19 protein-coding genes and 1 pseudogene are annotated in these 19076 nt (G+C 28.9%); 6 read left to right on the top strand and 14 right to left on the bottom strand.

What is annotated here, in order from left to right:
- Window positions 1–333 precede the first annotated feature (333 nt).
- Window positions 334–999, bottom strand: coding sequence for a YdcF family protein (locus FVE77_RS06590; RefSeq protein WP_026746260.1), 666 nt, complete (start codon window positions 997–999; stop codon window positions 334–336).
- Between the two features lie 272 nt (window positions 1000–1271).
- Here FVE77_RS06590 and FVE77_RS06595 point away from each other — a divergent pair, with 272 nt between their 5' ends.
- Both FVE77_RS06595 and FVE77_RS06605 read left to right on the top strand, forming a co-directional pair.
- Window positions 1272–2234: a hypothetical protein gene (locus FVE77_RS06595; protein ID WP_026746259.1), complete on the top strand. Its 963-nt coding sequence runs from the start codon at window positions 1272–1274 to the stop codon at window positions 2232–2234.
- Window positions 2235–2340: 106 nt separating this feature from the next.
- Window positions 2341–2614 (top strand): annotated as a pseudogene (locus tag FVE77_RS06605) (Txe/YoeB family addiction module toxin); the annotation flags it as partial.
- 90 nt (window positions 2615–2704) lie between these two features.
- Here FVE77_RS06605 and FVE77_RS06610 read toward each other — a convergent pair.
- The 4 genes from FVE77_RS06610 to FVE77_RS06625 all read right to left on the bottom strand — a co-directional run bounded on the left by FVE77_RS06610 (window position 2705) and on the right by FVE77_RS06625 (window position 8438).
- Window positions 2705–4600, bottom strand: a complete 1896-nt coding sequence (locus FVE77_RS06610) for an ABC transporter ATP-binding protein (RefSeq protein ID WP_026746258.1) — start codon at window positions 4598–4600, stop codon at window positions 2705–2707.
- A complete protein-coding gene (locus tag FVE77_RS06615) occupies window positions 4600–6339 on the bottom strand; it encodes an ABC transporter ATP-binding protein (protein ID WP_026746257.1) in 1740 nt (579 codons plus the stop codon). Before FVE77_RS06615 ends, FVE77_RS06610 begins: the two co-directional genes overlap by 1 nt.
- A 128-nt stretch (window positions 6340–6467) precedes the next feature.
- On the bottom strand, window positions 6468–7205 hold the full coding sequence (locus FVE77_RS06620; protein WP_026746256.1) for an esterase family protein: 738 nt from the start codon (window positions 7203–7205) through the stop codon (window positions 6468–6470).
- A gap of 27 nt (window positions 7206–7232) precedes the next feature.
- Window positions 7233–8438 carry an ATP-grasp domain-containing protein gene (locus FVE77_RS06625; protein ID WP_026746255.1) on the bottom strand — a complete coding sequence of 402 codons (1206 nt, stop codon included), beginning with the start codon at window positions 8436–8438 and terminating at the stop codon, window positions 7233–7235.
- Window positions 8439–8685: 247 nt separating this feature from the next.
- Between FVE77_RS06625 and FVE77_RS06630 the strand changes: the two genes are divergently transcribed.
- Window positions 8686–9219, top strand: coding sequence for a DUF5362 family protein (locus tag FVE77_RS06630; RefSeq protein ID WP_026746254.1), 534 nt, complete (start codon window positions 8686–8688; stop codon window positions 9217–9219).
- 52 nt (window positions 9220–9271) lie between these two features.
- Here FVE77_RS06630 and FVE77_RS06635 read toward each other — a convergent pair whose 3' ends face one another.
- The 5 genes from FVE77_RS06635 to FVE77_RS06655 form a co-directional block, all read right to left on the bottom strand.
- Window positions 9272–10189, bottom strand: coding sequence for a cell division protein FtsZ (locus tag FVE77_RS06635; protein WP_026746253.1), 918 nt, complete (start codon window positions 10187–10189; stop codon window positions 9272–9274).
- Window positions 10190–10427: 238 nt separating this feature from the next.
- Window positions 10428–10637 (bottom strand): membrane protein insertion efficiency factor YidD, encoded by a 210-nt coding sequence (gene yidD / locus FVE77_RS06640; protein ID WP_015769429.1) that lies wholly within the window; start codon window positions 10635–10637, stop codon window positions 10428–10430.
- A gap of 25 nt (window positions 10638–10662) precedes the next feature.
- Window positions 10663–11196 (bottom strand): YARHG domain-containing protein, encoded by a 534-nt coding sequence (locus tag FVE77_RS06645; protein WP_026746252.1) that lies wholly within the window; start codon window positions 11194–11196, stop codon window positions 10663–10665.
- A gap of 333 nt (window positions 11197–11529) precedes the next feature.
- Window positions 11530–12486 (bottom strand): hypothetical protein, encoded by a 957-nt coding sequence (locus FVE77_RS06650; RefSeq protein ID WP_026746251.1) that lies wholly within the window; start codon window positions 12484–12486, stop codon window positions 11530–11532.
- Between the two features lie 303 nt (window positions 12487–12789).
- The gene (locus tag FVE77_RS06655) at window positions 12790–13548 is read right to left on the bottom strand and encodes a tRNA threonylcarbamoyladenosine dehydratase (protein WP_026746250.1); all 759 of its coding nucleotides are present in this window, start codon (window positions 13546–13548) and stop codon (window positions 12790–12792) included.
- A 267-nt stretch (window positions 13549–13815) separates the two neighbouring features.
- Between FVE77_RS06655 and htpX the strand changes: the two genes are divergently transcribed.
- Window positions 13816–14688, top strand: a complete 873-nt coding sequence (gene htpX, locus FVE77_RS06660) for a zinc metalloprotease HtpX (RefSeq protein ID WP_026746249.1) — start codon at window positions 13816–13818, stop codon at window positions 14686–14688.
- An 87-nt stretch (window positions 14689–14775) separates the two neighbouring features.
- Window positions 14776–15162 carry a hypothetical protein gene (locus FVE77_RS06665; RefSeq protein WP_026746248.1) on the top strand — a complete coding sequence of 129 codons (387 nt, stop codon included), beginning with the start codon at window positions 14776–14778 and terminating at the stop codon, window positions 15160–15162.
- Window positions 15163–15308: 146 nt separating this feature from the next.
- On the opposite strand, the gene FVE77_RS06670 is transcribed toward FVE77_RS06665, so the two are convergent.
- The 4 genes from FVE77_RS06670 to FVE77_RS06685 form a co-directional block, all read right to left on the bottom strand.
- The gene (locus tag FVE77_RS06670) at window positions 15309–15521 is read right to left on the bottom strand and encodes a DUF1858 domain-containing protein (protein WP_026746247.1); all 213 of its coding nucleotides are present in this window, start codon (window positions 15519–15521) and stop codon (window positions 15309–15311) included.
- Between the two features lie 243 nt (window positions 15522–15764).
- Window positions 15765–16400, bottom strand: a complete 636-nt coding sequence (locus tag FVE77_RS06675; protein ID WP_026746246.1) for a superoxide dismutase — start codon at window positions 16398–16400, stop codon at window positions 15765–15767.
- A gap of 229 nt (window positions 16401–16629) precedes the next feature.
- A complete protein-coding gene (locus FVE77_RS06680; protein WP_006804200.1) occupies window positions 16630–17307 on the bottom strand; it encodes a response regulator transcription factor in 678 nt (225 codons plus the stop codon).
- A gap of 66 nt (window positions 17308–17373) precedes the next feature.
- A complete protein-coding gene (locus FVE77_RS06685) occupies window positions 17374–18174 on the bottom strand; it encodes an Mrp/NBP35 family ATP-binding protein (protein WP_026746245.1) in 801 nt (266 codons plus the stop codon).
- 292 nt (window positions 18175–18466) lie between these two features.
- On the opposite strand from FVE77_RS06685, the gene FVE77_RS06690 reads away from it, so the two are divergent.
- Window positions 18467–19036 carry a YiiX/YebB-like N1pC/P60 family cysteine hydrolase gene (locus FVE77_RS06690; RefSeq protein ID WP_026746244.1) on the top strand — a complete coding sequence of 190 codons (570 nt, stop codon included), beginning with the start codon at window positions 18467–18469 and terminating at the stop codon, window positions 19034–19036.
- Window positions 19037–19076 lie beyond the last annotated feature (40 nt).

Raw genomic sequence — 19076 nt, forward strand, 5'->3', positions numbered from 1 at the left:
TATTGTTTCCTCCGTTTACTCGTTTATTATCTTCTTTGTTATATTTTTAAAATGAGTAACTATTCTATCCGAACCTAGTTACTCAGCAATATGTATATTATATAATAATTTTGCATTTTTTCATAGTCTTTGTGAAAAATATTTTACCAAAATTCAGTTATTTTTTATATTTTATTCCAAATTTTCGTAAAATTATAGCAAAACCACTTTAAAACTGAACTTCAAGACCATGACTATTTTATTCAAACCCAGAGTTTATATAATTTTTAACAGATTCTAGTACACTTTAAAATTGAAAATAAAAATTATATTTGTATCACTTAAATTATAAATTTATTTAACTTTTAATTGATTCCCAGATTGAAAAATAAAATAATTTACATTTGACAAAAATTCCCTAAAATATGATTTTGGTATGGAAATAAGTGGCGTTTTCGCCGGAAGTCCATAAATTTCATAATTTTCATTATCAAATCCAACTTTTCTAGCAATATTTTTAGAACGGAAAATATGATAATCATTCGTTACAATCAATACTTTTATTTTTTGATTTTTTTTATTATTGTTTAAAATATTTTTACTATTTTCAATATTTTCTATCTTCTCGAGACTAAACCTAAAATTTTCAACAGTATTCTTAGATTTGTCCTCCAAAATAATTCTATCCTCACTAATTCCATTCTTCAAAAGTTCCCTTTTTATCGCCAATCCTTCTGCCACATTTTCATTTTTCCCTTGTCCACCAGTTGCAATAACCTTAACTTCTGGATTTTTCTTTAAATACTCAATTGCAGCCTTTATCCTTTCCATAAGTGATTTAGTCGGCTTTTCTCCTTTTACTCTTGCTCCCAGTATTATTGCATAATCTACTTTTTTATTCTCATTTACGGCTTTTCTATCAGTTGTATATTCTTTTATTATAAAATATTGCACAAAGCAAAATAAAAAAACAAATAAGATAATAGAAATTTTTATTGATATTATAATTGTATTCTTCATAAATTTTCGATTTTAAAAATATCCTTTCTTAAAATAAAGGCTGTTCCATTTCTGAAACAACCACTATAAAATAATTATTCTTTCACGATAGCTGTAAAATCACTATAGTCCTGAATTTTAAAAACTCTTTTAAATATTTTATTATATTTTACCATAATTGTCAATTTTTTGTTTTTATTTTTTTATTGATGTTTTATATAAAAAATACTATAATAAATTATATAAAAACTATTTAAATATTTAAGAAAGTAGAAAAGAGGGAAAAGATAAAAATGAGAATCAAAAAAATAAAAGATAATTTTTATGAAGAATTAGGAATGAATAAATATGATTTTTTTAATAATTTAGTAAATGAAATAGGAAATTTTCCATATGTAGTTTCAAATATATACGAAGATAATTCAACAAAAACTACAATAGTTGAAGATCAGGGTATGTATATTAATAATGGCTGGAATGAAACCGATGAAACAGCATTATATATTTCTGAGTGTAATTCTGATAGTGAAATTAGAGTTTATTATGGTTATGAAGAACTTTTTTCTTATTTTTTAATTTACTATTTTGAAAATATCGCTGATTATGCTAATTTAATAAATTTTGTTGAACAAGAATTGCATAATTATATAGAATATATGGAAAAATTTAAAAATTTTAGAATAAATGTTGATTTAGAAAATTTATTTAAAAGAGATAAATTAAGAAATTTCTTATTAAAATATAACGAGAAAGAAAATAAATATAATTTGGAGTTTATTAATTGTTATATAAAATATATAAATTATTGGGATATTAATATAAAAAAGAAATTTTTTTCTTGTCTTCTTGGAAAAGATAGATTAAAAGAATTTATGCTTAACCAAAAGAGAGTTTTTAGAATAAATGGAATTGATTATTTTCAAATTGAAGAAAAAGAAAAATATTCTGAAATATATAGAATAGAAATAAAAAATGATATTAAAATAGAATATTATTCAAAAGATTTGGAATATGAAAGTTTTGGAAATGTTGGCTTTTTATACAAAGAGAAAAATTTTGATATTGAAAATAAAAGTTTAAAAGGTAAGGAATTAAATTTTGAACGATATAGAGATAATAGAGATGAAATGAATGTTGAGATAATTTCTAAAGAAATTTTTTTAAAAGAACTTGAAATTATTGTTAATGCTTATGAAGATATTTATAATGATAATGAAGTTCAAAAAATGTTTGAAAACTTTAAAGAAAATTTTTAAATAAAAATAAATTATCTTGCAAAAATAGATAGAGGATTTTCTCAGATGAAAAGTGGAAAAGGCCAAGTTCATGATTTAATAGAGGTCGATGATGAATAAATTATGAACCGATGATGGCTGGGCAGATTATTTATATTGGCAATCTCAAGATAAAAAAAACTTTAAAAAGGATTAATGAACTCATAAAAGATATTGAAAGAAATGGAGTATTGAATGGAATAGGCAAACCTGAAGCTTTGAAATATAGAAAAGGATTTAGTCGAAGAATTGACGAAACTAACAAGCTTGTCTATGCTATTGATGAAAATGGAGTTTTATGGATAATTTCCTGTAGAGGACATTATAAAAATTGTTTTTTGTTGATTAAAAAGAGTGGATAATACCACTCTTTTATTTTAAGTATTTTAATAGATACTTTAGTTTCATGAATATTGCTTTATTAACACAATTAAAAAATTAAATAATTTAATTTACTGATTTTCAAATCCTCCTGTATAAAGCTGATAATAAGTTCCTTTTTGTGCAATCAGTTCATCGTGATTTCCACGTTCGATAATTTTTCCTTGATCAAGTACCATTATCACATCGGAATTTTTGATAGTTGAAAGCCTGTGGGCAATTACAAATACTGTTCTTCCTACCATCAACTTATCCATTCCTTCCTGCACGATTTTTTCTGTTCTTGTATCAATGCTTGAAGTTGCTTCATCCAGAATTAAGACTGGTGGATCGGCGATTGCCGCTCTTGCTATTGACAATAATTGCCGCTGTCCTTGTGAAAGGCTCGAACCGTCACCGCTTAAATAAGTGTTGTAGCCTTGTGGCAAGTGTTTTATAAAATGATCGGCATTGGCAAGTTTTGCGGCCGCATACACTTCTTCATCTGTTGCATCAAGTTTTCCATATCTGATGTTGTCGGCAACTGTTCCAGAAAATAAGTGTGTGTCCTGTAGTACAATTCCAAGAGATTCTCTTAAATCCTGTTTTTTTATTTTTTCAATGTTAATTCCATCATATCGGATTTTTCCAAAGTTAATATCGTAAAATCTGTTAATTAAGTTTGTAATTGTAGTTTTCCCAGCTCCTGTTGCACCCACAAATGCAATTTTTTCTCCTGGCTTTGCATAAAGATTGATATTGTGAAGTATTGTCTTTTCATCATTATATCCAAATGTTACATCTTCAAAAACAACATCTCCCATTAGTCTTTCATAAGAAATCGTTCCGTCAGAATGTGGATATTTCCAAGCCCATACACCTGTGTGCTTTTCAGTTTCTGTAATATTTCCATTTTCATGAATATTTGCGTTTACAAGAGTTACATAGCCCTCATCTTGTTCAGGTGTCTGATCTAGCAGGTTAAATACCCTTTGAGCTCCAGCCGATGCCAATATTACTGATGTTAATTGCTGTGCAATTTGCGAAACAGGCTGGTTTATTACTTTTATAAACTGCAAGAACGATACAAGTCCTCCAATTGTAAAGCCTGCAATATTATTAAACACAATTATTGAACCAAGAACTGCTGTAAGCACGAAGTTTATATTTCCAAGATTTCCGACAGCGGGACCTAGAATATTTGCAAATTTCATTGCATTGTTAGCCCTGTTAAATAATGCCGTATTCAGCTTATTAAAACGTTCATCAGCCTTTTTCTCATACGAGAATACTTTTACAACTTTCAGTCCTTCTATCATTTCTTCTACATATCCATTTACAATACCAATATTTTTTTGCTGTGCAGTATAATTTTTTGAACTTTTTGAAGAAATAGTTTTTGTTGTGATAATCATAATTGTAATCATTACTACTACGAAAAGTGCTAGCGGAATATTTAATATAAACATTGAAATAAGGACACTTATAATTGTAATAATTGAAGATATTACCTGTGACAAGCTTTCAACCATCATATTTCGTAAAGCGTCAATATCGCTTGAATAAACACTCATTATATCTCCATGTGCATTTGTATCAAAATATTTTATAGGAAGCGATTCCATATGTATAAATACATCATCTCTTAATCTTTTCAATGTTCCCTGTGCAACGTAAATCATAAATATTTCATAAATATATGTACAAATTACAGCTCCGCCATATACGACTGCCATTTTTAAAATTAGGCTCACAAGCTCATTGATAAAGTTAGGATTATTTTTACCAATGTTAGGAATAATTATTCCATCAATCAATTCTTTTGAATACATTGTCCCAATAACCATTCCAAATGAACTCAAACAAATAAATACAATAACAAATAGTGTCTGTATTTTATAATGCTTAAACATGTATCCTAATAATCGGATTAATCCTTTTATCTGATTTCGTGATTGCGAATTTTCAGCTTTTTTATTTTTATTCATTATTTGTTACTCCCTTCTGTCTGGGATTCATAAACTTCACGGTATACCTTGCTTGTTTTAAGCAATTCATCGTGTGTTCCTGCCGCTGTGATAATTCCATCTTCCAGAACTAATATTTTATCAGAATCTTTTATTGATGATACTCTTTGTCCGATAATAATTTTTGTAATGTGTGGCAATTCATTTTTGAAGGCTTCTCTTATTAGTTTGTCTGTCTTTGTGTCAACTGCACTTGTAGAATCATCTAAAATTAATATTTTGGGAGATTTCAGTAAGGCTCTAGCTATACAAAGTCTTTGTCTTTGCCCTCCAGACACATTCGCTCCGCCACGTTCAATACGAGTATCATATTTTTTAGGAAATTTCTGAATAAACTCATCAGCTTGTGCCAATTTGCAGGCATGTTCCATTTCCTCATCGGTTGCATTTTCATTTCCCCAACGTAAATTATCCTTTATAGTTCCTGAAAACAGCACATTTTTTTGAAGAACCATCGCCACATTATCCCTAAGCGTCTTTATATCGTAATCCTTTACGTTTACTCCACCAACTAGAAGTTCCCCATTCAGGACATCGTATAATCTTGGAATTAACTGAACAAGAGTTGATTTTGCACTTCCAGTTCCCCCGATAATTCCAATAGTTTCTCCAGACTTTATTTCCAGATTTATTTTTGTCAAATTCAGCACATCGGGATTATTACTGTAACTGAAATCCACATTTTTAAATACTATTGAACCATCTTTTACCTCTGTTATCCTATTTTCAGGATTTTTAATGCTTGGCTCTTCATCTAGAACCATCACAATTCTATCTCCAGATGCTCTTGAAAACACAATATTTACAAGCATCATTGCAAGCATAAGAAGGCTCATAAGAATATTAGTTGTATAAGCAAAAAGGCTTGTAAGCTGCCCAGTCGTCAGCTCATTTACAACAATCATCTTTGCTCCAAACCACGAAAGCAGTAAAATACAACCAAATACTGTTATCTGCATTACAGGAGACACAAATATTATAATTCTTTCTCCTTTTAATAACATATTTCTCAAACTTTCAGTAGCCTTCTTAAATTTATTAGTTTCATATTTTTCACGGATATACGCCTTCACAACCCGAATACCGTTTATATTTTCCTGAAGGCTGGAATTTATGTCATCATACTTTTTAATTGCAGCTGTAAAAATTGGATGTACCTTAAAAATAACAAAGGCTAAAAAACTTCCTAAAAACAAAACTGCAACAATAAATATCATCGACAACTTTGGACTTATCATAAACGACATAAATATTGCTACACACATCATAAGCGGAGCCCTTACAAATCCTCTGATTAACATTTGAAATGAATTCTGAATGTTATTAACATCTGTCGTAAATCTTGTAATCAGTCCAGCTGTAGAAAATTTATCAATATTAGTGAATGAAAAGGACTGTATCTTAGAAAATAAATCCTTTCTCAAGTTTTTAGCAAATCCAGCCGAAGCATAAGAAGCGTATTTACTGGCCTGTATACCACATAACAACGACAACATAGCCACTCCAAATGTTGCAAGTCCCATTATAACAATAAACTTCATATCTCCCTTGCCATCATTTCCATTCAGTCCGCTGTCAATAATTACAGCCATAAGTGTTGGAATAAGCATTTCAAAAATAACTTCTATTCCAATAAATATTGGCGAAATTAACGCACTTTTTTTATACTCCCCAAGACGGGAAAATAGTTTTTTTAACATATAAATAAACACCTCTCTTTTCTTAATTATAAAAATTTAAAAGCACGAAACTTATTGAAGAAATAAAAACTCATTTTCATTAATAAATTTCAGTGCTTTTTATTTGTTAGTATAATTAAATAAATTACCTAGATATCTAAATGTTCCATAAAATATCTTATTTGCAATCTCCACCAGTCCCAGTCATGAGCTACATCGTAACCCCAGAAATCATTCCATGCTGGAACTTCTTTTTCATAAAGAATATCTGCAAGTTCTCTGTTACTCGGAAGAAGTTCTCCTTCCCAAGCTCCTTGTCCAATGCACACTATGATATTTTTCTGTCTGTAAATATCCAGATAAGGATGATTCCATGGCATATTTCTTAAAAAATCAACAACAGAATTGTTATAGACAAGATCATCTTTGTAATCTCCAAAAAACATTGCCGCATCAAACATTCCACTTAAGGAAATCAAGGTGTCAAATAAGTCGGGCCTTCTAAAAAATACTATTCCCGCATGAGCTCCTCCCATGCTGCATCCTGTAACAATAATATCATTTCTCCAAGAAATATCCTGTATTCTTGGTACAAATTCATTTGTAATATAATTAAAATATTTCTCCTGCATTTCTATTCTATGTCTTGGGTCTCCGTAAATGTCTGACCAGCTCTCAGCGTCAACACTTCCGACACAAAATAATTGCAGTCTCCCTTGCTCGATGTAATCTGACAGCACATTTACCATTCCAAATTCTTCATACTGGTTGCAAGTTCCATCTTGTGAAGGAAAAACTAAAACAGGCTTTCCTGAATGTCCATATCTTATGAATTCCATTTCTCTTCCTAAATTATGGCTGTACTCTTTTTTGTATTCTATTTGCATTCTTTCTCCTTGTAATTTTATTTATTTTTATTCTTCAACTTTCTGATGTACAAAGCTTATAAATTCTTCCATTTCTTCCTTTGTAGAAAATTTTGCAGTGTACATATAATTTCCCATAGCTCCTGCAAAAATATCCGGCATTCTTTCATCCATTACAATTGCATTTCCATATTTCTGTTTAACTTCATCATGAGAATGTACATAATTTTTGTTATCACGACGGCTTGCATAAACACAATAGTTTTTTTCTATATCTTCATTTAATTGAGCCTTTTCAATTCTATCAAAAGCAATCATATCTGCCCAGATTTGATAAACATCAGTATTATTGGCGTAATTATACATATCAGGAGTATATCCGCCTGCAGGACGCATGTTTGATTCCAATCCTACATAATCCCCTTTTTTACCCAAACCTTTTTTATTTTTATTTAGTCTGAAAAATTCAAGATGTATAAATCTGCTTTTTACTCCAAAGCCCTTTACAGCACGTCTCCCTGCATCCAATAATTTTTCAGGCATTTCTTTTTCTACATAATAAAATACATCAAGCCCTTTATTTACAATATCCATAACAGCAGGTTCAACTATCCCTGTTTCAAAAACAGGATTCCCATTGGAATCAATAATCGCATCGTAAGAAACCAAATCTCCATCAACGTATTCTTCCATAATATATTTTACATTTTGATTACAAGTTTCAAAAAATTTTTTCAATTCTTTTTCATTCTTAATTTTATGAGTATCGCTTGCTCCAACCCCATTATCAGGCTTAGCAACTACTGGATATCCAACTTTATCAATAAATTTTTTCGCTTTTGCAAGTGTTGTTACTAATGAAAAATCAGCAAACGGTATTTCAGCTTTTTTATATGCTTTTTTCATTTTTGATTTTTCTTTTATATTTGCTATTTTATCAGCTTTTATACCAGTTGTTATATTAAAATCTGAACGAAGTTTGGCATCTTGCACAAGCCAATGTTCATTATTTGACTCAAGCCAGTCAATTTTTCCGTATTTATGTGTAAAAAAAGCTACTGCCTTCAAAACTTCATCATAATTTTCAAGATTAGAAACTTTATAATATTCTGTCAAGCTATCCTTCAATTTTTGATCCAATTGATCGTATTCCATATCTGCAATTCCTAATACATTTACTCCATTTTGCTTTAATCTATCACAAAATTCACAGTTGGTTTTTGGAAATTGTGGTGAAATGTAAACAAAATTCATAATATCTCATCTCCTTCTATGGTTAAAGTATTTTATTATCACTATTTCTGTAATTTATTTTTTTAGTAATTATATATCATTATAGCATAATTTTTTGAAAAATGTAAATACCATTATTTCATACTGTCTTATCATTTTTAATTTTTTATTAAAAATTAATGCTATTTTTTTATTTTGGATTTTGAAAAATAATAAATTTATGTTATAATAATTTAAATAAAATTAAGATATGAAAATGGAGGTCATTATGGATTCTGAAAACAATTTTTTAGATAGGCAAAATAAGAACAGAAATGGAGAAAGCGGGAATTATTTCAATAATATCGCAGAATTAAACAAAATCAGGGAAGAAGTGGCTGGAAGTTTTGGGCAGGAAAATCAGAATTTCAGAAATTCTAAAAACATCCAAAGTAATGAAAAAAATGGTTCAATTAAGCTAACTTTAGATGAAATGACCATCAAGAATATAAAGACAATTGTCTCTATAACAAAATTCCTTTCCGTTGTAGGTGTTTTCATCGGGATACTGCAGCTATTTGTATTTCTTATTGGGATTTTTACTATTTTTATTTCTTTAAAATTTCTTAATTTTGCTTCAGATCTAGACGATGCTGTTCAAATGGAAGATGAAAATAAATTAAAAACTTCTTTTAAAGAGCTTGCAGGAGGATTGAAATTTTATATAATCTCATTAATTACTATATTTATTTTCGCATTTTTCATTGTTGCTATATCTGCAAGCCTGTATCACTTTTCGGAATATTACTATGATTCGTATTAAAATTAAAAAACAGGGAGATTTTTTTCTCCCTTATTTTCCAATTAGTGCAGTATTAAGCACTTGATATTACTACTGTCTTAATTTTCTGTGTTTTATCATAATTCTGTTTCATTATGACTCCCCATATCAGATTTACATTCTTATTATTTACAATGCCCGAAATTTTTTCTGTTATCTGTCCAATATCTGATAAAGATACATCATGTCCCGCAGTAAAGTTTATAAGAACCTTTCTTGCGTTTTCCAATTTCCCCTCAAAAAGATTATTTTCCATCAGTTGTTCCATTATCTTATCAACTGCATTATCTCCCTTGCCTTCTCCAATCCTAATAATAGTATCTTTTGAATTCTGCAGAACAGCCTTTATATCCAATAAATCAATATTCATAAACCCAACTTCCGTAAGAATATTTGCAATACTTTCAATACCTTCCTTTATAATTTCGTTGACTTTAGCATAAGCTTCTTCAAGCGGTTTTTTTCTATCTATGTGATTATATAATTTTTCGTTAGGAATTACAATCAAGCTATCTGTAATTTGCTCAATTTTCTTCATTCCCGCATTTGCAATTTTCAAAGTTTCAAATCCTTCCAGATAAAATGGACGAGCAACAATACTAATAGTAAAAATACCCAATTTTTTTGCAACTTCAAGAATAATAGGCATTATTCCACTTCCAGTAGCTCCACCAACTCCCGCAACTAAAAATAAAATATCAGTCCCCTTTAATAGTTCCCGAAATTGATTTTCACACTGGAATGCCACTCTTTCAGCCTGTTCTCTAGTACATTCCTTAACTCCAGTATCCAAAAAAATCTTTTTCTCCGCTCTACTAAAATTAGAATTCCTGCTATCCGTATCAATCGTTATATACTCAATCTTCCGCACATTTGAAGCTATCATAAAATTAACAAAATTTATCCCCATCCCGCCAATTCCAATAACTTTTATACTCATTTTATCCTTCATACCAATCCCACTATTGCAAATACAAATTATTGCAAATCTCCCTTCTATTGAAAATATTTAATTTTGAAATTAACTTTTTGTTTATAGGTATATTTTAGCAGATTTAAACACTATTTGTCTATTATTTTTAAGAAAATATTTGAATTTTGATTATTTTGCCTAATTATTTAATATTAAAATTCATAAATAAAAAAGGTATCTTAGAATTTTAAAATACCTATACAATTATTAATAAATTTTATTTTAATGGGTCATTTCCACCCTTACTAAATGGATGACATCGTAATATTCTCTTAAATCCGAGAAAACTACCCTTAAAAAATCCATACTTTTCTATTGCTTGTCTAGTGTATTCTGAACAAGTTGGTGTAAATACACACATCTTAGGCAAGTATTTTCGTGAGATTTTTTGGTATATCTTAATTAAAAAAATTGAAAACTTTTTCATATTATGATTCCTTTATAAACTTTCTTTAATTTTCTTCATATTTTTGAACTGCTTTCAAAAATCTTTTTTCTTTTATATTTAATGAAATATCATTCTGATTATCTATATATGGGTTGTACCAAGATTTTTGCTCAAAATACTCCTTTAACCCAGCTTTTTGAATCCTAAATCCTTTTTCTGCAAAAACCATATTTCTAAGTATTCTTAAATCTGCTTTTGTATAATTTGATAATGAAGAATCATCTCCGCTGTTTACTTCATTTATTAATTTATGTAAATCCTCTAAGTCTAAAGAATTATTATAACTATTATTTCCATTACTTTGACTAACAGTTTGAGAATTGTCATTTGTATTTTCCTTTACAAATTTAGCAACTCCTTTGATTCCCATATAGATACATGTTATAACGATAATAATGAATACAACACATCCTGTTATACACTTAGGATTGGTTATAATTCCAAAAATTAATCCTATTCCCAAAAATATTGCTAATATAATAACCACAACAATCAAAAATTCCCAAATAGTGGTGCCTGCTACTGTAAAAAAAGCCATAATTAATTTCCTTTCAATTTTTAATAATTAATTGTAAGATTATAAAAATTTATTTCTAAGTTTTTCTTAAAAATTATACCACATTATCAAATTTTTTCCAAACTTTTTTAAAGGTCATTTATTATTTTTATTAATTTAAAATGAAATCTAAATAATAAAAAATCACAGTTAACTTAAGAACTGTGATTCTATTCTGATTCTAATACTAACCCCCGTTTAAATAACGAATTTATTATAAATTTTTATAAAACTTAATATTTTCAAATGATTAAAACATAATTTTGACTTTTTACTACAAAAGTGCAACCAAAATTTTTAATATTGCATTTTATTTTAATTCTTTCTACTTCCACCAATCTTCTCAAAAACAATCGACTTTGTTACTACATAAAGCAAAATCGCTATTAACAGAGGCAATACAATTGATGTCAATAAAATTATTCCAATAATAACTGGCGTATTTTCAACCAAGTCTTTTGAGATAACATTTATTTCTTTTGAGAAATTATCAATCTTGACTTTTGCACTGTCAATTTGCCCTGGAATGTTAAAAATACTTTTAGACTGATCTAATGAAAGCATCTCATCCTTCACTTTATTTAGTCTTCCTAAATCTTGATTCAGTTCAACAATTGCAGGCTCTTTATATTCTTTTTCAAAATAGCTTGATATTGTGGAATTTACAAATATCGCACTTGGTAAAACTATGTAAATATAAAGCAATATGAAAAATGAATATTTAGAAATTTTTCTTAAAATTTTTGTAACTTTATTTTTATAAATAGTATATGGAAAAATTGTAATTAATGAAATAAACGTCAAGATTGTAGCCAATTTTACCTTAAAAATTTCATAATAAATCGTTTCCAGCTTCAGTATAACAACGCTCGCAAGCGAGACTTTCCATAAAATATTTATCATATCGTAAATAGGCTGAATAATATCTCCAATCTCAATTTCCATTCCGACAATCATACTGACATTAACCGTACTTCCTTCAATAATATCCGTCGTTCCTTTCAAAAGCGACAATGTTAAAAACATCTTTTTAGACTCTTCATAAGTTTTTTCCAAATACGGCATTGTCAAATTTTTAAAAAAATTAAAAATTGTATGTTCAAAGATTTTATCCATTATTCCAAAAATACATAAAATCAGTCCAATTACAATTAATATTTTAACTAAAATATTCTTTTTGTCTAAATCCCACTTTGGAGAATCATTTTTCTGATTTTTCTTCAAGTTTTTACCCTCGTTTACTGTCAAAACAGCGTCATTTTTTTCTGCCAATTAATCTCACTCCTTTTTTATTTCAATTGTTTTCAAACATTTATTAAGCTGTATCTGAAAACTCAAAATCTATGTTATTTTTAATGTTTTTTTGATTTTATAAATTATGCAAATCACGACAAAATCAGTGTTTGTTATTTTTGATTTTGGAAAAATTTGTTAAAAATTCATCATTTTGAGAATTTTCAGACACGCCCTAATAACTACAAACTTGTTTGATAATTTATTTTAGAAATTATAACGTTAAAATTAAGTCATCAAATAATCTTATTAGTAATTTAAGATATTTAACATTACCTATATTTAATCCCACTCCAATAACTTTCTCACTACATAAGAAGCTAGTACAAGACCAGCTGCTCCTGGGACAAACGAATTACTTCCAGGTGTAGTTTTTCTCGGAATTTTATTATTTTCCCTAAATTCAGTTGGCAATTCTTCCTTAAATAGTTCTGACTTATTTGGCTGTACAGGTATTTCTTTTGAAAATGCAACTGGAACATTTGTAATCCCTTTCTTTTTCAAAATACTTCTGATAGTTCTTGCCATCGGACAAACAGATGTATTTTTTATTTTTGCAATTTCCACCATTTCAGGGTGCATCTTGTTCCCAAATCCCATTGAAGAAATAATATTTATGTTATTTTTCACACAATATTTAATCAAATTAATTTTACTTCCAATAACATCAATCGCATCCACAACAAAATCATATTTGTTATTTCCCAAAACTTCATCCACATCGTCATAAACTAACCTTTTTACAAGTTCAACCTTACAATTTGGATTAATGTCCAAAATTCTGTCTTTCATAACATCAATCTTAGACTTCCCGATTGTGCTTCTAAGTGAATGCAACTGCCTATTAATATTCGACTCCGAAATCTCATCAAAATCAACCATAGTAATATGTCCAACTCCAGACCTTGCCAAAGCCTCCACGGTGTAAGATCCAACGCCACCAACTCCAAACACAATAACACGAGAATTCCTTAATTTTTCAATTCCATCTTCTCCAACCATCATAGAAAATCTGGCAAAGGTCTGATTCTTATCGTTCATTTTTTTTCATCTCCCCTTTCAATATAGAATTTTATATTCTCTATCTAAAATTTCGCTCATATTATATCATAAATATTTAAAATGTAAATAGTGAGAGTATAAATTTTTATTATAAAGTTTTATTTGGTACTTTTAATTTATTTAATACTAAATCCTATTAGAAAACAGTATTGAATAAAAAGTTAAATAAATATAGTTATTGAAAAAAACATCAATTTATAATATAATACCTTTAACACAAATTAAAAGAAAGGAAAAAAGATACCTATGTTTATAAATACTATGAAAACAGGTTTTTTAATGTTTGGATTAGTTTTTCTCTTTGTAGCAATTGGTGGTGCATTAGGAAGTCAAAAGGGAGCAGTAATTGGACTTCTGATTGCTGGGGGAATGAGTTTTTATAGCTACTGGTTCAGTGATAAAATGGTTATAAAAGCGTATAATGGGCAAGAAGTTACTTCCCGAACTAATCCAAGATTATATCAGTTAATACAAAGGCTGGCAAATAATGCAAATCTGCCAATGCCAAAAATTTACATAATTCCAGAACGTCAGCCAAACGCATTTGCAACTGGGAGAAATCCTCAAAATGCTGCTGTGGCATGTACTGCGGGATTGCTTGAACTGATGGATGATAATGAGCTGGCTGGAGTTATGGCTCATGAATTGGGACATATAAAACATCGTGATATTCTAGTAAGTACAGTTGCAGCCACTTTTGCTGGAGCGATTGCCAATATTGCACGATTTTTACCTTATGTATCAAGTGGAGATAATCGAAATGGAGAACGACGAAGAAATAATGTTGGAACTGCAATGCTGCTTTCATTTTTAGCTCCAATAGCAGCTTCAATAATTCAAATGTCTATCTCACGAAAAAGAGAATATATGGCAGACAGGGCTGGAGCAGAATATTCAGGAAATCCTTTATATTTACGTAACGCATTACAAAAATTAGAAAGTTACAGCCATAATATTGCAATGAGCAGACAAGATCCTGCAACAGCGCACATGTTTATTGTAAATCCATTTTCAGGATTGGGAAATTTTAATTTAAAAAGCCTATTTAGTACACATCCGTCTACTGAAGATAGAATTAGGGAACTGGAAAAAATGGCAAGGGAACAGCATTTAATCTAATTTTGCTATAAAACCTCTTATTTTACTTGAGAATTTATTTTAAATATGTTAAAATGTATAAAAATTATCAAATATGGAGAATTAGATATGATAAATGCTTTTACATTTTTAACATTATTATTACTTTTTGTACGTGTTTATTCACTCGTATCTTTGCTATTCCTAAGTGGAAAGCGAGTACAGTTTGCCGAAAGAATAACAGTACTTATACTGCTGCTTGAAGTCTTAACTATATTTTTATATAGCTTTTTCGCTTCGTTCCGTTACTTGCTGCCACCAGCTCTAATGCTGCTAAAAACTCCCAAATTTTTGATTTTCAAAAATTTTTCAATGGTACTTTTATCGTATTCCCTCTTGAATCTGGCACTAAGTTTTACGTTCAACAGTCAAAATATTTTTAAATTTATAAATAGATTTCTAGTAGGGATAGTATTATTGACAAATATTATTTATGGATTTTTATTAATAGTTTAAATTTTAAGTAAATAAAAAGTGTACTGAATAGAATTTATCTAAAAAGTACACTTTTTTTATAATTTTTATTTTTCATAAATGTTATAAAATTCAAATTAAGATAATAAAAATTAATTAAATTTGAATAATAAATATAATTTATGTAACTATCCTTCTTGTTTTTCAAGAATCATATTTACTTCCTCAATAATCATGTCCGGATTTAGTCCGTGAACTGCAATTCCTTCTCCCAATGTTTCAGCACTTGAAATAATACACCCAACACATCCAAGTCCGTATCTCATAAGCACTTGTGCTATAATCGGATATTTTTCAACTGCTTCCATAATATTCATATCCTTTGTCACTTTTTCTACCATAATTTTCCTCCGTTAATTATCATTTTATAATGTAAGTATATCAAATTAAATTATACTAGTCAACTTTAAATACCAAATATTTTTCAATTCAAAATTATATAACTTTATGTAAAATGACTGATTTTCGTAATTTTAAATAAAAGAGATTGAATCAAAATAAATTTAATGATTATTCTTAATAAACAATAATTAATTTTATCCAATTCAATCTAAATCTATAAATCTATTTTAATTTACTTCCTATTATTTTGCTGCTTCATATTTTTTAGATACTTCATCCCAGTTTATAACATTGAAAAATGCTGAAATATAATCTGGTCGTCTATTTTGATAATTTAGATAATATGCATGTTCCCATACGTCTATTCCCAAAATTGGAGTTCCTTGTGAACATCCACAAGAAGTTGCTCCTGGCATTAGTGGATTATCTTGATTTGCAGTTGAAGTAACTTTTAATTTTCCATCTTTATTTACAACAAGCCAAGCCCAACCCGAACCAAATCTAGTTGCCGCAGCTTTTGCAAATTCTTCTTTAAATGCATCAAAGCTTCCAAATGATTCTTTTATTTTTTCAGCTAACTCTCCTGTAGGCTCTCCGCCTGCGTTAGGACCCATTATTTCAAAATATAAGTTATGGTTGTAAAAACCTCCACCGTTGTTTCTAACAGCTCCACGGATTTGTTCTGGCAATACTTCCAAATTTGCCAAGATTTCTTCTATCGGTTTTTCCAAAAATTGTGGCGCATTGTTTTTTAATGCATCATTCAAGTTGTTTGTATAAGCTGCATGGTGTTTTCCATAATGGATTTCCATAGTTTTTGCATCAATATTTGGTTCTAATGCATCAAAATTATAAGACAATTCTATTTGTTTAAACATTTTTTATCACTCCTTGTATATTTTATGATACATTTTAGCACATTATTTTTATAAAATCAATAAAAATTTATATTTTTTATGATTTTGTTATTGTTACAATTATGAATTAGTTAATTAAAATATTCACTATGCTGCATAAATTAGAATTTATATAACTTTTTCAAATTTAACTGAGAAATTCAGCAAAGGAGCAAGATAAAACAATTCTAAATTTAATTTAAAATTATTATTATTCTTTTATAATATATCCCACGCTTCTTACAGTCTTAATAATCTTCTGTTCATGCCCTTTATCTATTTTTGATCTTAAAAAATTAACATATACATCTACAATGTTGCTTTCTGAAACAAAGTCTATGTCCCAAATTTTTTCAGAAATCATTGTTCTTGTAAGAACTCTGTTCTTGTTTCTTAAGAAGTATTCTAATAGCAGAAATTCCTTATTAGTTAATTCAATTTCTTTTCCATCACGCTTAACTTCTCTATTTGCAGGATTTAATGTCAAATCATAAGCTGTCAAAATTCCCATTTCGTCTTCTGTTAAACGTTTGTTTAAGATTCTTACGATTGCTCTGAATTTAGCAGAAAGTTCTTCCAGCCTGAAATCGTTGTATATATAATCATCTATTCCTTTTAGCAGGGCCTCTGTTTTCGCATATCTGTCATCCTGTTCAATTGCCATCAAGATATAGCTTTGTTTTTTATATCTTAACACTCTTTCAATTGCCAACGGAAAGTCTTCTATTGAACTTATATCCAAAAAGGCAATGTCAAGAGATTCTGTTTTTAGGGCATCTAGCATTTGCTCCTCATTTTCTGCCAGTATAACATTAAAACTTAATTCTTTTAACAGCTGTCCCACTACCATTCTAGTTTTTTCATTTTTATTAAATACTAATACTTTCATTTTCTTATTGTATAATAAATACACTAAGTTGCGGCATATTTAAAATACTTCTCCTTTCGCTCTTGGTTACTTTTCTAATTTTTCAATTATTTTAGTAATTATATCATTCATTTTTCTTGATGCTACAGAATCATTTGAAATAAATGGTAACCCATTATCACTAGATTCCACGATATTTCCATCCAATGGTATTGAGCCTAAAAAGTCAGTCTTTTTTTCTTGTGCCATCGTTTCAGCACCGCCTTTTTTAAATATATTCACTTCCTTTTGACAGTCAGGGCAAATAAAACCACTCATATTTTCGATTATTCCAAGCACATTTAAATTAATTAATTTAGCAAAGTTTATTGCTCTCGTAGAATCCAGAATGGAAACTTTTTGCGGTGTTGTAACTATTATTGCCTTAGAATCTGTTCCAATATTCTGTGCAATACCTAATGTCTCATCACCTGTTCCAGGCGGCAAATCGACTATTAAAAAATCAATTTCTCCCCATCTGATTCCTTCCAGCATTTCCATTATTGCCGTAATCTTTTGCGGACCCTTCCATACAACTGGAGAATTATCAGGTACAAAAAAACTTAATGATGATATGTGTAAGTTTTCTGTTATTTCCAATGGTTCAGAAATCTTTGAAAGTTTTACACCTTCCTTTCCAAACATAATTGGAATATTTGGTCCATGCAAATCAGCATCAAGAATACCAACTTTGTATCCTCTTAATGAAAGTCCATAAGCTAAATTAACAGATGCAGTTGATTTTCCAACTCCACCTTTACCGCTCATTACTACTATTTTATGCTTAATCTTGGACATGTTGGAATCAATTCTTTGTTTTCTTTCAGCTAAAGCTGGATTAGTTTGCATTCATTCCTCCTTATTCTAAAAATATTCTAATTTTATTTAACTTCCCTACTTTAATTAAATCATAAACTCAGAAAAAATACAAGTGATTTTTTACATTTTTTTCAAAAAAAATTAATTTTTTTGTTATTATAAATAAATTATAACTAAAAATTTTTTTTATTAAAAAATAAGCTGGACTAATCTCTTTCTTTTTTATATAATATATCTGAACCTTTTTTCAAAATAGCATACACAGCTTTGCAATTAATCCCAATGGTTCATGTTATAAATAAAAAAGAAAGGAAAATAAATTATGAATATATGTATAAAATCAAATATCCGAAGAATGCTGCTATTTTTTATAATGACTTTAGCGCTTCTATGCAAATCCAAGACAGAAAAATATACATGGTACACCCCGAGAGAAGTGATTGCCAACATAGACATGCTGGAGCCGGGAGATATTCTTATTCTCTCTAAAAGACCAACGTTACGTTCGATGTGGGGACATGCCGCAGTCCTTAACGAACATAAAAAAGTTGTCGAATTTCCATCTTATTCTGCAGGATATAGTGAAAGTCCGCTATACGCCTGGAGAAACATTAAAAGAAAAGTTGCCATTTTTAGATTGAAAGGAATTGATAAAAAATTTAAAACTGCGCTATTTAAAGAAATTGACGATACAATAACAAAGCCTTATGGATTAACATTTCACAAAAATTTTGACAAAAGGCTATACTGTTCACAATTTGTTTATCTTGTATTTAAGAAGGCTGGTGAAAAAGTTGGACGTGAGATAAATCTTGATTCCAATGGTGGCGGATGGGTTATGCCCTTTGATATAATGGATTCTCCATTATTAGAAAATATTTCTCTTTATTAATAATTTTTACTTTAAAAAGCTCCCATTTGAGAGCTTTTTC

This window comes from Leptotrichia hofstadii (assembly GCF_007990525.1).
GTDB classification, from domain to species: domain Bacteria; phylum Fusobacteriota; class Fusobacteriia; order Fusobacteriales; family Leptotrichiaceae; genus Leptotrichia; species Leptotrichia hofstadii.